At 55.1% G+C, this 14,607-nt stretch carries 18 protein-coding genes; 7 read left to right on the forward strand and 11 right to left on the reverse strand.

The genetic code is table 11. The features are described from left to right. Nucleotides 1-3 precede the first annotated feature (3 nt). Nucleotides 4-1,740, reverse strand: coding sequence for a sigma-54 interaction domain-containing protein (locus CR159_RS18560; protein ID WP_439650577.1), 1,737 nt, complete (start codon nt 1,738-1,740; stop codon nt 4-6). A 171-nt stretch (nt 1,741-1,911) separates the two neighbouring features. Between CR159_RS18560 and CR159_RS18565 the strand changes: the two genes are divergently transcribed. The 7 genes from CR159_RS18565 (at nt 1,912) to CR159_RS22330 (ending at nt 9,221) form a co-directional block, all read left to right on the forward strand. Continuing rightward, nucleotides 1,912-3,459: an acyl-CoA carboxylase subunit beta gene (locus CR159_RS18565; protein ID WP_102075449.1), complete on the forward strand. Its 1,548-nt coding sequence runs from the start codon at nt 1,912-1,914 to the stop codon at nt 3,457-3,459. Nucleotides 3,460-3,500: 41 nt separating this feature from the next. Next, nucleotides 3,501-4,517, forward strand: a complete 1,017-nt coding sequence (locus CR159_RS18570) for a Bug family tripartite tricarboxylate transporter substrate binding protein (RefSeq protein WP_233208399.1) — start codon at nt 3,501-3,503, stop codon at nt 4,515-4,517. Beyond that, nucleotides 4,517-6,607, forward strand: coding sequence for an acetate--CoA ligase family protein (locus tag CR159_RS18575; protein ID WP_102075464.1), 2,091 nt, complete (start codon nt 4,517-4,519; stop codon nt 6,605-6,607). The genes CR159_RS18570 and CR159_RS18575 overlap by 1 nt, the downstream gene beginning before the upstream one ends. Continuing rightward, nucleotides 6,604-8,001 (forward strand): acetyl-CoA carboxylase biotin carboxylase subunit, encoded by a 1,398-nt coding sequence (locus tag CR159_RS18580; protein WP_102075450.1) that lies wholly within the window; start codon nt 6,604-6,606, stop codon nt 7,999-8,001. The genes CR159_RS18575 and CR159_RS18580 overlap by 4 nt, the downstream gene beginning before the upstream one ends. Beyond that, nucleotides 7,998-8,210 (forward strand): acyl-CoA carboxylase biotin carboxyl carrier protein subunit, encoded by a 213-nt coding sequence (locus CR159_RS18585; protein WP_102075451.1) that lies wholly within the window; start codon nt 7,998-8,000, stop codon nt 8,208-8,210. The genes CR159_RS18580 and CR159_RS18585 overlap by 4 nt, the downstream gene beginning before the upstream one ends. A 44-nt stretch (nt 8,211-8,254) precedes the next feature. Beyond that, a complete protein-coding gene (locus CR159_RS18590) occupies nt 8,255-8,659 on the forward strand; it encodes a PaaI family thioesterase (protein WP_102075465.1) in 405 nt (134 codons plus the stop codon). Between the two features lie 97 nt (nt 8,660-8,756). After that, the gene (locus tag CR159_RS22330) at nt 8,757-9,221 is read left to right on the forward strand and encodes a hypothetical protein (RefSeq protein ID WP_102075452.1); all 465 of its coding nucleotides are present in this window, start codon (nt 8,757-8,759) and stop codon (nt 9,219-9,221) included. A gap of 120 nt (nt 9,222-9,341) precedes the next feature. Here the strand turns inward: CR159_RS22330 and rpsQ are convergent, their stop codons facing one another. The 10 genes from rpsQ to rplC are packed head-to-tail and all read right to left on the reverse strand — an operon-like array spanning nt 9,342 to nt 14,097. After that, complete coding sequence (gene rpsQ, locus CR159_RS18600; RefSeq protein ID WP_102075453.1) at nt 9,342-9,623, reverse strand: 30S ribosomal protein S17; 282 nt, start codon at nt 9,621-9,623, stop codon at nt 9,342-9,344. A 1-nt stretch (nt 9,624) separates the two neighbouring features. Continuing rightward, nucleotides 9,625-9,816 carry a 50S ribosomal protein L29 gene (rpmC, locus tag CR159_RS18605; protein WP_102068243.1) on the reverse strand — a complete coding sequence of 64 codons (192 nt, stop codon included), beginning with the start codon at nt 9,814-9,816 and terminating at the stop codon, nt 9,625-9,627. A 9-nt stretch (nt 9,817-9,825) separates the two neighbouring features. Continuing rightward, nucleotides 9,826-10,242, reverse strand: a complete 417-nt coding sequence (gene rplP / locus CR159_RS18610) for a 50S ribosomal protein L16 (RefSeq protein WP_102075454.1) — start codon at nt 10,240-10,242, stop codon at nt 9,826-9,828. Nucleotides 10,243-10,244: 2 nt separating this feature from the next. Then, nucleotides 10,245-11,033 carry a 30S ribosomal protein S3 gene (rpsC, locus tag CR159_RS18615; RefSeq protein ID WP_102075455.1) on the reverse strand — a complete coding sequence of 263 codons (789 nt, stop codon included), beginning with the start codon at nt 11,031-11,033 and terminating at the stop codon, nt 10,245-10,247. A gap of 9 nt (nt 11,034-11,042) precedes the next feature. Next, nucleotides 11,043-11,372 carry a 50S ribosomal protein L22 gene (gene rplV / locus CR159_RS18620; protein WP_102075456.1) on the reverse strand — a complete coding sequence of 110 codons (330 nt, stop codon included), beginning with the start codon at nt 11,370-11,372 and terminating at the stop codon, nt 11,043-11,045. A 3-nt stretch (nt 11,373-11,375) separates the two neighbouring features. Then, a complete protein-coding gene (rpsS, locus tag CR159_RS18625) occupies nt 11,376-11,651 on the reverse strand; it encodes a 30S ribosomal protein S19 (protein ID WP_073109968.1) in 276 nt (91 codons plus the stop codon). A gap of 12 nt (nt 11,652-11,663) precedes the next feature. Further along, a complete protein-coding gene (rplB, locus tag CR159_RS18630; protein ID WP_102075457.1) occupies nt 11,664-12,491 on the reverse strand; it encodes a 50S ribosomal protein L2 in 828 nt (275 codons plus the stop codon). Beyond that, nucleotides 12,492-12,788 (reverse strand): 50S ribosomal protein L23, encoded by a 297-nt coding sequence (rplW, locus tag CR159_RS18635; protein WP_102075458.1) that lies wholly within the window; start codon nt 12,786-12,788, stop codon nt 12,492-12,494. Beyond that, nucleotides 12,785-13,405: a 50S ribosomal protein L4 gene (gene rplD, locus CR159_RS18640; protein ID WP_102075459.1), complete on the reverse strand. Its 621-nt coding sequence runs from the start codon at nt 13,403-13,405 to the stop codon at nt 12,785-12,787. The genes rplW and rplD overlap by 4 nt, the downstream gene beginning before the upstream one ends. Nucleotides 13,406-13,407: 2 nt before the next feature. Continuing rightward, complete coding sequence (rplC, locus tag CR159_RS18645) at nt 13,408-14,097, reverse strand: 50S ribosomal protein L3 (protein ID WP_199173368.1); 690 nt, start codon at nt 14,095-14,097, stop codon at nt 13,408-13,410. Nucleotides 14,098-14,607: the final 510 nt, after the last annotated feature.

The raw sequence follows: 14,607 nt of genomic DNA on the forward strand, positions 1-14,607 counted from the left end.
CCGCTAGTGTTGTGAGTCCGTGTCACGTCGCAGCACCTTATACAGATAAGAACGCGAAATACCCAAGCTCTCGGCAGCCTGTTTCTTGTTGCCGTTATGGTGGCTAATAGCATCTTGCACTGCTTCATACTCTAGCAGTCTCAATGTGTGGCCAGAAGACAACCGACCTTCCTGCGGCCCAAAAGTGCCTTTGTTGCCTCTGCCCGAAGACTTGCTAATTGCATTGGGCGCCGCGCCAATCAACGCCTGCTCCCGCTCCTCTCTCGTGAAATCCTCTATGCGCAACACTTGGCCGTCGCAAAAAACCAGCGCCTCTTCGACTTTTTGCCTTAGTTGTCGCACATTTCCTGGCCACGGCAACTGCGCAAGATAACGCGCCACATCGCTAGCAATGGCTGGCGCAACAATAGCATTGCGCTTGCAGAAACCTCGAACGAAATGAGACAGGAATGCGGGAATTTCTTCCCGCCTTTGTTCGAGGGCAGGAATGCGTAATACTACCCCGCTAAGACGATAATAAAGATCCAGGCGGAATCGCCCAGCATCAATCAGCGACTGAATATCACGATTTGTAGCCGCTACGATTCTGAAGGCAATACGCCGTGGAATGTGACTGCCGATTCTTTCAACCATATGGTCTTCAAGCACTCGCAGCAATTTAACCTGCATCTCCATGGGAATGTCGGCTACCTCATCCAGAAAAAGCGTGCCTCCTTCGGCCTGCTCCAGCTTGCCGACTTGTCCCTCGCGCCTACCGCCTGTAAAGGCGCCAGGCGCATACCCGAACAACTCCGACTCCAATAGGGTGGCCGGCAATGCCGCCAGGTTCAGGCTAATCAACGGCCGGCCTCCTATGCTATTGTCGCCCCCCGCATGGATCGCTCGCGCAACCAGTTCTTTGCCCGTGCCGCTTTCCCCAAGAATAAGCACAGGCACATCAAGTTTTGCAACGGTTTCTATTTCACGCCGCAGGCGTTGCATAGGAGCGCTGTCACCAATCAGCCTTTTGTCTGGTTCGTTCTTGCCGCGTAACTCCTCGAGCTCACGTCGGTATTGCTCAAGCTGTGTCTTCATACGTGCCAGACTGCGCTGCATTTGCGTAAGCGCCTCGGAATTCTTAAACAAGACTTGACCAATAGCGCCAACAACCTCGCCATCTCGCATAACCGGAATACGGTTAACAATGCGCGTCACGCCATCGGATACGTCCTGTAATTGTGCAATCTCGGCCTTACCAGTGGTGGCCACGATATCCAGCCGGGAGTTCGGAATCACCTCGCCAGCTTGGCGACCATAGCCTTCCCCCTTCCTGAGGCCGAAAAAACGTTCATGCGTAGGGCTTATGTAAAGAATTTTTCCTGTGCTGTCCACCACGTTCACCGCCTGATAGGGGCTGGTAATGAAATGGTTGAGAATAGTGGCCGCAAACGGCACAGCGGCAATAAAATCGACTAGGGCATCCTCGAAACGGCAGTCGCGCAGCAGCACTAATTGATGCGCATGATCCTGTAGCCGAAGGCCTATATATTTTTTTGGCTGCGCGTTGTCGCCGTCCGTATCATCAACCACGTCAACGTGGAACATCACGCTGCTATGCCCAGGCATATTTTCAAGGGTGCGGCACGCACTTAGGGTCGCTTGCTGAACCGCGTCATTGCCAGCCACTCCAAAGGCATAAAGCACAACGCTCTCGGCATCGCACACCATGGCTCCGAGCACCTCGTCTTCAAGTGTTTTCACTGAGCACACCTTTCTGTTTATACAAACACACTTTTGTGTCTCCAATGAGGACATTCTATCGTCTCAATCGAAACATACCCAGTTAAATCATTATTGATTGACGTTGGCACAGATATTGCGCTTCATCTCATATAGCTTATTGAAAATATAAAACCATACAAGGAGTCAAATGTGACTTGGCAGCCCGAAATTGATGAATTGGCATATCGCAAGCAATTAGCTTCAGCCCTAGGAGGGGCAGAAAAAGTGGCTCGGCATAAAGCCGCGGGGAAGCTGACAGTTCGAGAACGTATCGCTACCTGCGCCGACCCCGAGTCTTTCCACGAAATAGGGGCGTTGACAGGCACGGGGCAGTACGACGCCCAAGGCAAACTCATAGGCTTGACACCCGCCAATCTAGTAATAGGACGAGCACGCATATCGGGGCGGCCCGTCGTCTTGGTCGGAGACGACTTTACTGTGCGCGGTGGAGCCAACGATGGCAGTATCGGCGACAAGCTGATCTATGCTGAAAAAATGGCCCGTGATCTACGCCTGCCCATGGTTCGCTTGGTAGACGGCACTGGCGGAGGCGGCTCGGTACGCAATATAGAAACCAAGGGCCATACTCTTATTCCTACAATGAAAGTCTGGCAGCATGTAGTCGAAAATATGTCGCTGGTGCCCGTCGTATCGTTAGCGCTTGGCTCTGTGGCGGGAATGGGTGCGGCCCGTGTGGCTGCGAGCCATTACTCGGTCATGGTCAAAGACAGCTCACAATTATTCAATGCGGGGCCGCCTGTTGTGGCCCGTGCCGGCCAACATATTGAAAAAAACGACCTTGGCGGCAGCCACATTCACACTCGCAACGGCGTGGTCGACGACGAAGCCGCCAGTGAAGCAGATGCGCTAGAACGCGTACGACGCTTCCTTTCTTATTTGCCATCAAACGTTTTCGAGCTCCCTCCCCGCGGCGAAATCAATGATGACACCAATCGGCGTGATGAGTGGCTGCTCTCAGCCATTCCTCGTAATAGCCGGTCCGTTTATAAAATCCGGCCCATCGTCGAAACTCTGGTCGACAATGGCTCGTTCATGGAAATGGGTCGCTACTGGGGCAAAGGCCTCGTCACCGGCCTGGCTCGCATCGACGGCTGGCCGGTAGCGGTCGTTGCCAGCGATCCTTACCATTACGGGGGCGGCTGGGACGGCCCGACAGCGGAAAAATTCACCCGCTTTGTCGATTTGGCTGAAGTTTTTCATCTACCAGTGTTAAATCTGGTCGATATCGCCGGCTTCCAGATCGGGCTAGAGGCCGAGAAGGCGGGCATCATGCGCTATGGGGTGCGCGCACTGGCGGCGGTGTATCAGACGACAACGCCCTGGTGCTCTCTTATATTGCGCCGCGCCTATGGCGTTGCCGCTGCGGGGCATCAGCATATGGGCCGCTATAACTTCCGCTATGCATGGCCGTCGGGAAATTGGGGCTCTCTGCCTATCGAAGGCGGCCTCGACGTGGCTTACAAGGCAGAAATCGAAGGCGCAGACGATCCTGTACAAAAACGCGCGGAAATCGAGCAACGCGTACGCAGCCTGACATCCCCTTTCCGTAGCGCCGAAGCCTTCGTCATCGAAGACATCATTGATCCGCGTGACACACGGCGCCTGCTATGCGAATTCGCAAATCTTGCCGCACCGCTGCGCGAACCGGGTATACGCAAATTCGGTATCCGCCCATAGACAACACCCTTTCCGTCAACACAACAAATTGAGAGACAAACATGACCAACAACGCCTTGCAACTTCAATTGCCATATCAATCTGCGGCGATGGCCGCCGCGGCTTTCATCATGGCGATGCTTGCCATGCTTTTTACCCCGCCTTCCTTTGCGCAGCCTGACGCCTGGCCAAAAAAGCCGATTACGCTGATCGTTCCCTTTCCCGCTGGCGGCATGACAGACGTGCTTGCCCGCCGTATTGGGCGAGATATGCAAGAAACGCTAAAGCAGTCCGTAGTCATTGAAAACCGGCCCGGCGCCAGCGGGCAAATTGGCACCCAGCATGTGGCACAAGCGACACCTGACGGATACACTCTTCTGGTATCGGCAACGCATCACGCCATCAATCCTGCGCTACGGCACAACCTGCCCTACGACGCATCCAAAGACTTTACCGCTATAGCGCTGCTTGCCACCACGCCCAATTTACTCGTGGTGAACAAGGACATACCCGTATCCAACCTGCAAGAGTATCTTGCCTATGCAAAAAAAATGGATGGCGGCATGTTATTTGCATCGTCCAGCGTGGGCGGCGCCACCCATTTGTCAGGGGAGTTGCTCAAGCTGATGACGGGCGCCCCCATGGCCCATATCTCCTACAAGGGCGCCACGCCCGCATTACAAGATCTTCTTGGCGGCCATGTCCCTTCACTTTTCCACGATGTCATGACCATGGCTCCTTTCGTTAAAGATGGCCAAGTCAAGGCCATTGGCGTTACTTCCAGCACACGCAGCGAAGCCTTACCCGATGTTCCCACCATTGCCGAGCAAGGCGTGCAAGGATATGAAGCCATTACATGGATAGGCTTTTATGGTCCTGCAGGCCTGGATAAATCCATCACCGACAAACTGAATGCCATCGCGGTAAAAAGCCTGAATAACGCCGAAGCAAAGGAGTATTTCACACTGAACGGAACCTCTCCAGGCGAGCTGAATCCCGAGCAGTTTGACTCCTTCGTCCATGGCGAACTGACCAAGTGGAAGCGCGTGGTGCAGGATGCCAACCTGAAGGTGGAATAATTATGTTGCTCGATATCCTGGCGCCGCGATCTGTTGCCATCCTTGGCGCATCGGACAGTCCGATCAAGGCAGGTGGGCGGCCTATAGACTACATGCGCCGCTTTGGCTTTAAAGGGGACATTTACCCCGTCAACCCCCACCGCCGGCAAATTCAGGGCATGCCCTCGTACCGTCAATTGACAGACTTGCCTGCGCAGCCTGACATCGTCATTGTCAGCGTAGCCAGCCAAGACGTAGTGCAAGCCATCGATGACTCCATTGCCGTAGGCGCTCGCGCCGCAGTTATCTATTCGTCGGGCTTTGCCGAGCTTGGCGCGGCGGGCCAGAAACAGCAACAAGAGTTGGTCGAGCGGGCCAGAGCCGGCGGCCTACGCCTGTTTGGGCCCAATACCCAGGGCATCGCCAATTTCCGTGATGGCGCTGTGCTGCATTTTTCAACCATGATCAACGAGAACCCGCCCAGCGATGGTCCTGTGGCGATCGTCAGCCAGAGCGGCGCGGGCTCCGCCATTATCTATGGAGGCTTGAGGCGTGCGGGCATCGGTGTCCGCTACATGGTCGCCACGGGTAATGAAGCCGATATATCCGCTGCAGAAGTCGTGCGCGCCGTCGTTGAAGACGAATCGATCCGCGCCGTGCTGCTTTACATCGAAGCCATGCGCAATGCCGACGCACTTGCCGAAGCGGCATGTATTGCACATGCCCGCGATATACCCATATTGGCCGTTAAAGCGGGGCGCACCCGTGCCGGCCAACTTACCGCGTCTTCTCATACCGGATCGCTCGCCGGCGAAGATGCGCTCACAGACGCTTTCTTTCGCCAGCACGGCATTGTACGTTTAGCGGACTTCCATGAACTCATTGAATACAGTGCGCTATTTTCGAGCCCGTATAGGCCAAAAGGGCGCAAGGTGGTGTCTATAAGCAACTCGGGCGCCACCTGCGTACTGGCCGCCGATGCGGCGGAAGACCATGGGTTATCACTATGTGAATTTTCACCGTCAACCATCAGCGCACTAAAACAAGTACTGCCTTCCTACGTCACGGCCCGCAACCCTATTGACATGACAACAGCACTATTAGGCCAGCCGGAAATCTACGGCAAAACCCTTGAAACGCTGGCGCAACAGCAGCAAGCCGACATGATCCATATTGGATTCCCCATCGGTGGAGAGGGTTATGACTTCAGCGATTTTTCAGTACAAACAGGCAGCTTCATGGAGCACAGCGGGATACCCGTAACAGTAAGCACTAATCAGGATTGGGTCAGTAACACATTTCGTGTCCAAAACGTACCCGTATTTGGCAGCGAACGCAGCGCCATGCGCGGCCTGGCTCTGCTGGAAAACTATGTTGAAATGCGGGATGCGCTGCGAAAAGAACCTGGCGGCATTGCTCCAAAAAAACAAAATATCAGCGCCGCCGCCATTACGCTGGATGAACCCAGCAGTCTTGCAGCGCTGGCTGCAGCCCATCTTCCAGTAGTCCAGCACATACTATGCCGTTCTGAAGCTGATGTGCGTAATGCGATCGCACAGATGGAAGGGCCGTTGGTCGCTAAAGGCGTATCCAAAAACTTGGCTCATAAGTCCGAGCACAAGCTTGTACGGTTAGGCATACACACCGAATCAGAAGCCATTCGGGCCTTTAACGACTTCATGGCCATCCTGAACCAGCTTTCCGTCGAAAATGGCGGCATGCTATTGGCGCGCCAGCATCACGGCGATTTTGAACTGGCTATTGGCGCCCATCTTGACCCGGACTACGGACCCATCGTCATGGTAGGTCAGGGCGGCGTACTGGTGGAAGTGCTCAAAGATGTCCAGTTCTTGATCGCTCCCTTCACGGAAAGACAAGCCTACGATGCTCTACTGCGTCTGCGCATTGCCCCCGCTTTTGGTGAAGTCCGAGGCATGCCGGCCGTTAACCTGCACCGCATAACAGCCATGCTGACCTCGCTTGGTGACTGGATGATGCACGCCCAGGGCGCCATCTGTTCGGTTGACGCCAACCCTGTCATTGTGGCTCGGGGAGACATCGACCCAGTGATTGTCGATGCCGTTGTCATGGGCACCGGAGTTCCGGCATGAAGTCACAAAAAAACATACACCACCAACCCCTACGCCGCGTACTGGTGGCCAATCGCGGCGCTGCCGCAGCGCGTGTAATTCGAGCCCTTCGCGTGTTGGGCATTATCTCGATTGCCGTCTATTCGGAAGCAGATGCTGGCCTCCCCTATCTGCAAGAGGCTGATCTCGCCATCCCTATTGGTCCTGCTCAAGCATCGCTTAGCTACCTTGATCAGGACAACATCATCAAGGTCGCTTTGGAGGCAGAGGCCGACGGCATACACCCCGGCTATGGCTTCCTCTCCGAGAATGCGGAATTCGCCGAACGCGTACAGGCCGCTGGCTTATGCTTCATTGGGCCATCACCGCAATGGATACGCCGCCTCGGTCACAAAACCCAGGCTCGCAGCTTCATGGCAAGCGAAGGCATGCCTCAGGCAGCCAGCTCGCCGGTATTGCCCAACGATCCCAGAGCCATAGCTGCCGCCGCCGACGCCATCGGTTTTCCGGTTCTTATCAAACCCGCCGGCGGTGGCGGTGGCATTGGAATGCTGCCGGCCCACAATCATGCAGAGCTGATGACAGCATGGTCGAAGGCCAGTTCGATTTCACAAAAAAGCTTTGGCACCGCGGAGCTCTACCTTGAAAAGCTGATAAGCGCGCCACGTCACGTCGAATTTCAAGTACTGGCCGACCGTTACGGCGGCGTGCGTGTGCTGTTCGAGCGAGATTGCTCGGTTCAGCGCCGCCATCAGAAGGTGATAGAAGAAGCACGAGCACCCGCCATCAATAACGAAACGCTTGAGCATGTGTCGGCATTAATCGCCGAACTGCTCGCACGGGTCGGCTACGATATCATTGGCACCGTCGAAATGCTTTACACGCCAGAGGCCGGCTTTGTGTTTCTTGAAATGAATACCCGGCTACAGGTGGAACATGCCATCACCGAAGAAATAACCGGTATAGACATTGTTACAGCTCAAATCCGCCTGGCCAGCGGCGAATCCATAGACGCCGTCCTGCCTCAGGCCATTACCGCGCATGGCCATGCCATTGAAGCTCGTATCTATGCCGAAGACCCCTTGAGCTTCCTGCCCTCCCCCGGTCCGCTGCAGACTTTCACGCTGCCTCAAGGAGATGGCATCCGCACCGAAACCGGCTACGCACAAGGATGCATCGTTTCGTCCTACTACGATCCGATGATCGCAAAAGTCATTGCATGGGGTGAAGACAGGCCTGCGGCTATCCAACGATTACGGCAGGCGCTTACAGAATTCGACATACGCGGCATCAAGACCAACATCCCTTTCATCATACGAGTGCTGGATCACGACGACTTTAATGCATGCCGCATTGATACCGCGCTCTCACAACGCGTGCTCGCCACGCCTGAAACACAAAAGGAAATGATATGAAATCCATAGAAAGCCAAGTCGGCGGTCAAATCATGCGTATTGAAGTGTCGGAAGGCTCAACCATCACCGAGGGACAGACGCTGTTAATTGTGGAATCCATGAAAATGGAAATCCCGCTGGAAGCTGATGAGGGGGGTACGATCAAGGCCATACTTGTGCAGCCGGGCGATGCAATCACCGAAGGACAAATCGTAATGGAGATCGAGTGAGCACACTGACTAACATAGTGCTCCGGCCAGAGCCTTCCAGTGCAATGACTGCCAAGGGCCTGTATTTTGGTATCGACGTTCCCTTCATGCGCCATATTGGCCTCAAGCCCGAACGGCTGGAACCTGGCTATGCAAGAACCCGGCTGCCGCTGAAAGAAGAGTTGCTGAACAGTCGCGGCGATGTCCATGGCGGAACACTGATGAGCGCCCTAGACTTCTCTTTAAGTGCGGCGGCGCGCTCAAGCGATCCACTAAGCTATGGCGTAATCACGATCGAGATGTCGACGCACTTTCTGGGTGCAGCACGTTCTGACCTGCTGTTCGAGGCGCGAGTGATCCGGCAAGGTAGTCGTATCGTATTCTGTGAGGGCACCGTATCAGACGACAACGAGGCTATCGTTTGCGTGGCGCGGGCGACATTCAAACTTGTTCCCCTCGGGCGCAGATAATGCGCATTAATGAATTGGCGGATCGCATCGCGCAGTTCCTGCACGCTGCTTAACACGCCTCAGTACGGCGCTCGACGACATTCAGTTCCTCAGCAAAATGAGGATCGTTGCTAGTTTTGAAGCTCTGCAGCCGGTGCGGCTTAAGATCCGCACCCTGCTAGACCTGAGAGACCTGCCAGACAGTGGCACCCGTGTACTTGGCTATCAGCCCCAGGATCTCCTGGACCTTCTGTTGCGTGAGCTTGGGTGGCTGCCCCGGACGTGGCAGATCATCCAGCCCGGCAAGGCCTTGCTCCTGATAGCGATTACGTTATTTAAAGACGACTGGCGCCGAGATTCCAAGGCCTTCACTGACCTTGCCGGGCGGCTGTGCCGCATCCAACTTCAGCAGGATCCGCGCACGTTGCGCAAGGCGTTGATCCAGGGTGCTTTTGCCAAGCCACCCTGGAAATTCCGCGCGGTCCAAGGCAGACAAAGTGAAAACAGCAGTAGGTTTACTCATGGCAGACATCCGATCAAAATGGACATCACCCATTTTTACTTCAAACCGTTTTACAAATAAATTAACGAAACTCTACAGACAGGTCAAATGCATTATGCTTAGTTCCGGATGTATAACCGCTAAGCAAAAAAAACGCCCCGAAGTGATTCGGGGCGTTTTTCCTACTACGTATCTAATTGCTTAAATAGCGCGCGAGGCTTCGAGCAGACGTACAACACTCCATGACTTATCGCGGGAGATCGGACGACCTTCTGCGATTTCGACCATGTCACCTTCGTTGTACTGGTTCGTTTCGTCATGCGCCTTGTACTTGTTCGTGCGCACAATGATCTTGCCAAAGATGGGGTGCTTGACGCGGCGCTCAACGCTGACCACGACAGTCTTGTCCATCTTGTTGCTCACCACCTTGCCAACGAGGGTACGCTGGCGTTTGGCTGGCTGGGTATTTTGAGTTTCGCTCATCTTACTTTCCTGCGTTCTCAGTCATGATGGTACGGACACGTGCGATATCGCGACGGACCTTGCCAATTTGACTGGTGTTGGAAAGCTGCTGAGTAGCACGCTGCATACGCAGGTTGAATTGTGCTCTGAGCAGGCTCTCGAGCTCTTTACCGAGCTCGGTGGCGTCTTTGGAACGGAGTTCGCTGGCTTTCATGAGGTCTCCTTAAGCACCAATGTGGCGCGACACGAAGGTCGTGCGCAACGGCAACTTAGCGGCGGCCAGGCGGAAAGCTTCACGTGCAAGCTCTTCGCTTACACCTTCCATTTCATAGAGCACCTTGCCGGGTTGAATTTCGGCGACCCAGAATTCCGGATTACCTTTACCGTTACCCATACGGACTTCGGCAGGTTTCTGCGAAATGGGCTTATCGGGGAAAATACGGATCCAGATACGGCCACCACGTTTGATGTGGCGGTTGATCGCACGACGAGCAGATTCGATTTGACGAGCGGTCAGACGGCCACGATCGATGGACTTAAGACCGAAATCACCAAATGAAACTTCTGCACCGCGAGTAGCCAGGCCGGTGTTACGGCCCTTATGCTCTTTGCGGTATTTTCTGCGTGACGGTTGCAGCATGTTTATTCTCCTTCAGGCGCCGGCGCGGCGTCTGGCTTACGAGGGCCGCGACCACGTCCAGCACCAGCGGGACGACGGCTGTCAGGACGGTCGCCACGAGGCGCACGACGCGGACGACGCTCTTCATCACGGGGAGCTGCGGTCTCGGGAGGCATTTCGCCGTTAGGCAACATGTCGCCCTTGTAGACCCAGACCTTGATACCGATAATGCCATAGGTTGTTTGGGCTTCGGCAGTGCCGTAGTCGATATTGGCGCGCAATGTGTGCAGGGGCACACGACCTTCGCGATACCATTCGGTACGGGCAATTTCGATACCATTCAAACGACCGGCGCTCATGATCTTGATGCCTTGGGCACCAAGACGCATTGCGTTCTGCATCGCGCGTTTCATGGCGCGGCGGAACATAATGCGCTTTTCGAGCTGCTGGGCGATCGAGTCGGCAACAAGCTGAGCATCGGTTTCAGGCTTGCGAATTTCTTCGATATTGACGTGCACGGGCACGCCCATCAAGCGTTGCAGATCGGCCTTGAGGTTTTCGATGTCTTCGCCGCGTTTGCCAATTACCACGCCCGGACGAGCCGAGTAAATGGTAATGCGGGCATTCTTGGCAGGACGCTCGATAATCACGCGACCAACAGAAGCGCTTTTCAGTTTTTTCTTCAGATATTCGCGTACACGAATGTCTTCGGCGAGCATTCCGCCAAAGGCCTTGTCGTCGGCGTACCAGCGCGAAGTCCAGTTACGGTTAACCGCGAGGCGGAACCCAATCGGGTGTATTTTCTGTCCCATTGTTGCTCCTTAGGCGCCGACTTTGACCACAATGTGGCAAGTCTGCTTCTCGATGCGGTTACCGCGGCCTTTTGCACGGGCGGAAAAACGCTTCATCGACTGAGCCTTGTCTACAAACACTGTAGTGACTTTGAGCTCATCGATATCGGCGCCGTCGTTGTGTTCGGCGTTGGCGATCGCGGACTCAAGAGCTTTCTTGAGCAGACCCGCGGCTTTCTTGGGTGTGAATGTCAGGATATTCAGCGCCTGGGCAACCGACTTGCCACGGATCATATCCGCAACAAGACGTGCTTTCTGGGCCGAGATATGGACTCCACGGATAATAGCTGTAGTTTCCATCACTTACCTCTTGGACTTTTTGTCCGCAGCATGGCCCTTGAACGTACGGGTCAGTGCGAACTCGCCGAGCTTGTGGCCGACCATGTTCTCGTTGACGTACACGGGAACGTGCTGGCGGCCATTGTGCACAGCAATCGTCAGCCCAATGAACTCGGGCAGGATGGTGGAACGGCGCGACCAGGTTTTGATCGGCTTTTTGTCTTTGCCCTCGACGGCCGCATCGATCTTTTTGATCAAATGCGCGTCGACGAATGGGCCTTTCTTGATCGAACGTGACATAGTGTTCGCCCCTTACTTGCGCTTGCGGCGCGAGACAATCATATTGTCTGTGCGCTTGTTACGACGGGTTCTGAAGCCCTTGGCCGGAGTGCCCCATGGGGAAACCGGTTCGCGACCTTCACCAGTGCGGCCTTCGCCACCACCGTGCGGGTGATCGACCGGGTTCATGGCAACACCACGAACCGTAGGACGCACACCACGCCAGCGCATCGCACCGGCTTTACCGATTTGACGCAAGCTGTGTTCTTCGTTTCCGACTTCACCGATGGTTGCACGGCAGTCGATATGGACACGGCGGACTTCGCCAGAGCGCAAGCGCACCTGAGCGTAAGTACCTTCGCGAGCCATCAGGACAGCCGAAGCACCTGCGGAGCGAGCCATTTGTGCACCCTTGCCCGGAAGCATTTCGATGCAGTGAATGGTTGAACCCACTGGGATGTTGCGGATAGGCAGCGTATTGCCCGAGCGGATGGGAGCATCCAGGCCCGACAAAAGCGTTGCGCCTACTTCCAGGCCGCGGGGAGCGATGATGTAGCGGCGCTCGCCGTCGGCATAGCACAACAAGGCAATGTGTGCAGTGCGGTTAGGGTCGTATTCCAGACGCTCGACCTTGGCAGGAATGCCGTCTTTGTTGCGACGGAAGTCGACAAGACGGTAATGCTGCTTGTGGCCACCGCCACGATGGCGCACAGTGATGTGGCCATTGTTGTTGCGACCGGAGCCGCGAGTTTGTTTTTCGAGCAGAGCTTCGAAGGGAGCGCCTTTATGCAGATTAGGCGTTACCACCTTGATCATGCCACGGCGACCGGGCGAAGTCGGCTTGACTTTTACGAGTGCCATTTAGTTCACCTCCGTAAAGTCGAGTTCCTGACCGGGCTTGAGCGAAACATACGCTTTGCGCTCGTTGCGGCGGCGACCCATGAAACGGCCAAAGCGCTTTTCTTTGCCCTTGCGGTTCAAGACCTGCACCGACTCAACTTCCACCTTGAACAAGAGTTCAACGGCAGCCTTGATTTCGGGCTTGCTTGCGTCGGCAGCGACACGGAAAGCGATTTGCTGATTTTTTTCGGCAACAAACGTGGCTTTTTCAGTCACGATGGGAGCCAGGATTATTTGCAGTAAGCGTTCGGCGTTCATCCCAACATCTCCTCGAGTTGAGCGATAGCCGTCTTGGTGATCAGCACTTGCTTGTAGTGGATCAGCGACAGCGGATCGGCATAACGCGGTTCAACCACGGCAACATGCGGCAGATTGCGTGTTGCGAGGTACAGATTTTCGTCGAGCACGTCGGTAATGATCAGCACCGATTCGAGGCCCATGTTCTTGAGTTTGTCTGCGGCCAATTTGGTTTTGGGCGCATCAAGAACAAAAGTATCGACGATGGAAATGCGGTCTTCGCGAGCCAGCTGGGAAAGGATCGCACGAATGCCGGCGCGATACATTTTCTTGTTGACTTTCTGCGTGAAGTTTTCTTCAGGCGAATTCGGGAACGCACGACCACCTCCACGCCAGATGGGCGAGGATGTCATACCCGAACGGGCACGACCTGTGCCTTTTTGGCGCCAAGGCTTTTTAGTGCTGTGCTTGACGGTATCGCGGCCCTTCTGGGCGCGGTTGCCGCTGCGTGCGTTGGCCTGGAAGGCCACGACGACTTGGTGCACCAGCGCTTCGTTGAAGTCGCGACCGAAAATCGTGTCAGGAGCAGCGAACGTACTTGCGGATTGACCTTGGTCATTCAGGAGCTTGAGTTCCATGATTAGGCTCCTTTCTTCGCCGACATCTTGATGGCGGGACGCACGATGACGTCGCTGTTCTTGTGGCCGGGGACTGCGCCCTTGACCAACAGCAAGCCACGTTCCGCGTCAACGCGTACGATGTCTAGATTTTGAACGGTACGGGTAGCATCACCGAGGTGGCCCGACATTTTCTTACCTGGGAACACGCGACCGGGATCTTGAGCCTGGCCGATGGAACCGGGTACGCGGTGCGAACGCGAGTTACCGTGCGAATTACGTTGCGCGGTGAAGTGATGGCGCTTGATGGTGCCGGCAAAGCCTTTACCGATCGTGGTGCCTGTCACATCCACTTTTTGCCCTGCTTCGAACACGCTTTCGATGGCCACGACGGAACCGGCTGTAAATTCAGCGGCCTTGGTGGGATCTAGACGGAATTCTTTAAGGATACTACCGGCTTCGGCGCCGGCTTTGGCGTAATGCCCTGCCTGTGGCTTGGTCACGCGTGAAGCGCGACGTGTGCCATAGGCAACTTGCACTGCCGCGTAGCCATCGATTTCTGGTGACTTGACTTGGGTAACGCGGTTGTTCGACACGTCCAGTACTGTTACCGGGATGGACTCGCCTTCCTCGGTGAAAATACGGGTCATGCCGACTTTGCGCCCAACCAGCCCCAGCCGATAGGCGGCAGGCGTAGGTGTCGAGTTCGACATCGTTTTCTCCATTCCCGACTGCGATTGGTCGGGGCTAATTACCGTATGTGAAACCTACACATACACGATTTCTTCTTTAAACATGGGGTGCAGCACATGGTTGTACCCCACACTTATCAAAAATTGACCAACTTTTTTGGTCAAGCTTAGTACTTTAGCATGCTGGTCGCACTGTAAGCAAGCGGCAAATAGGTAGAAACACTTAAAACGCAGCGAATGTGTTGGGCCGCTACACACGGCGCACCACGAATCTTTCCACATACTCGTTGACCGGATGGTTTTTGATGTCCTCCGCCGTTCCGATCTGTTCCACCTTGCCGTCGCGCAAGATCACGATACGCTGCCCCAGCCGTAACGCTTCATCAATGTCGTGGGTGACGAACTAAAGTGGACCCATTTGTCAAGACAGATTTCGTCCGGGTTTAGGCTGCGTCCATCTGTTCAATTGCAGCGGAATGGCGCTGCCCCGTTGATGCCAAAGTGGACCGTCCACACTCGGTGAAACGATCT

This window comes from Pollutimonas subterranea (assembly GCF_002849655.1).
Classification (GTDB): domain Bacteria; phylum Pseudomonadota; class Gammaproteobacteria; order Burkholderiales; family Burkholderiaceae_B; genus Pollutimonas; species Pollutimonas subterranea.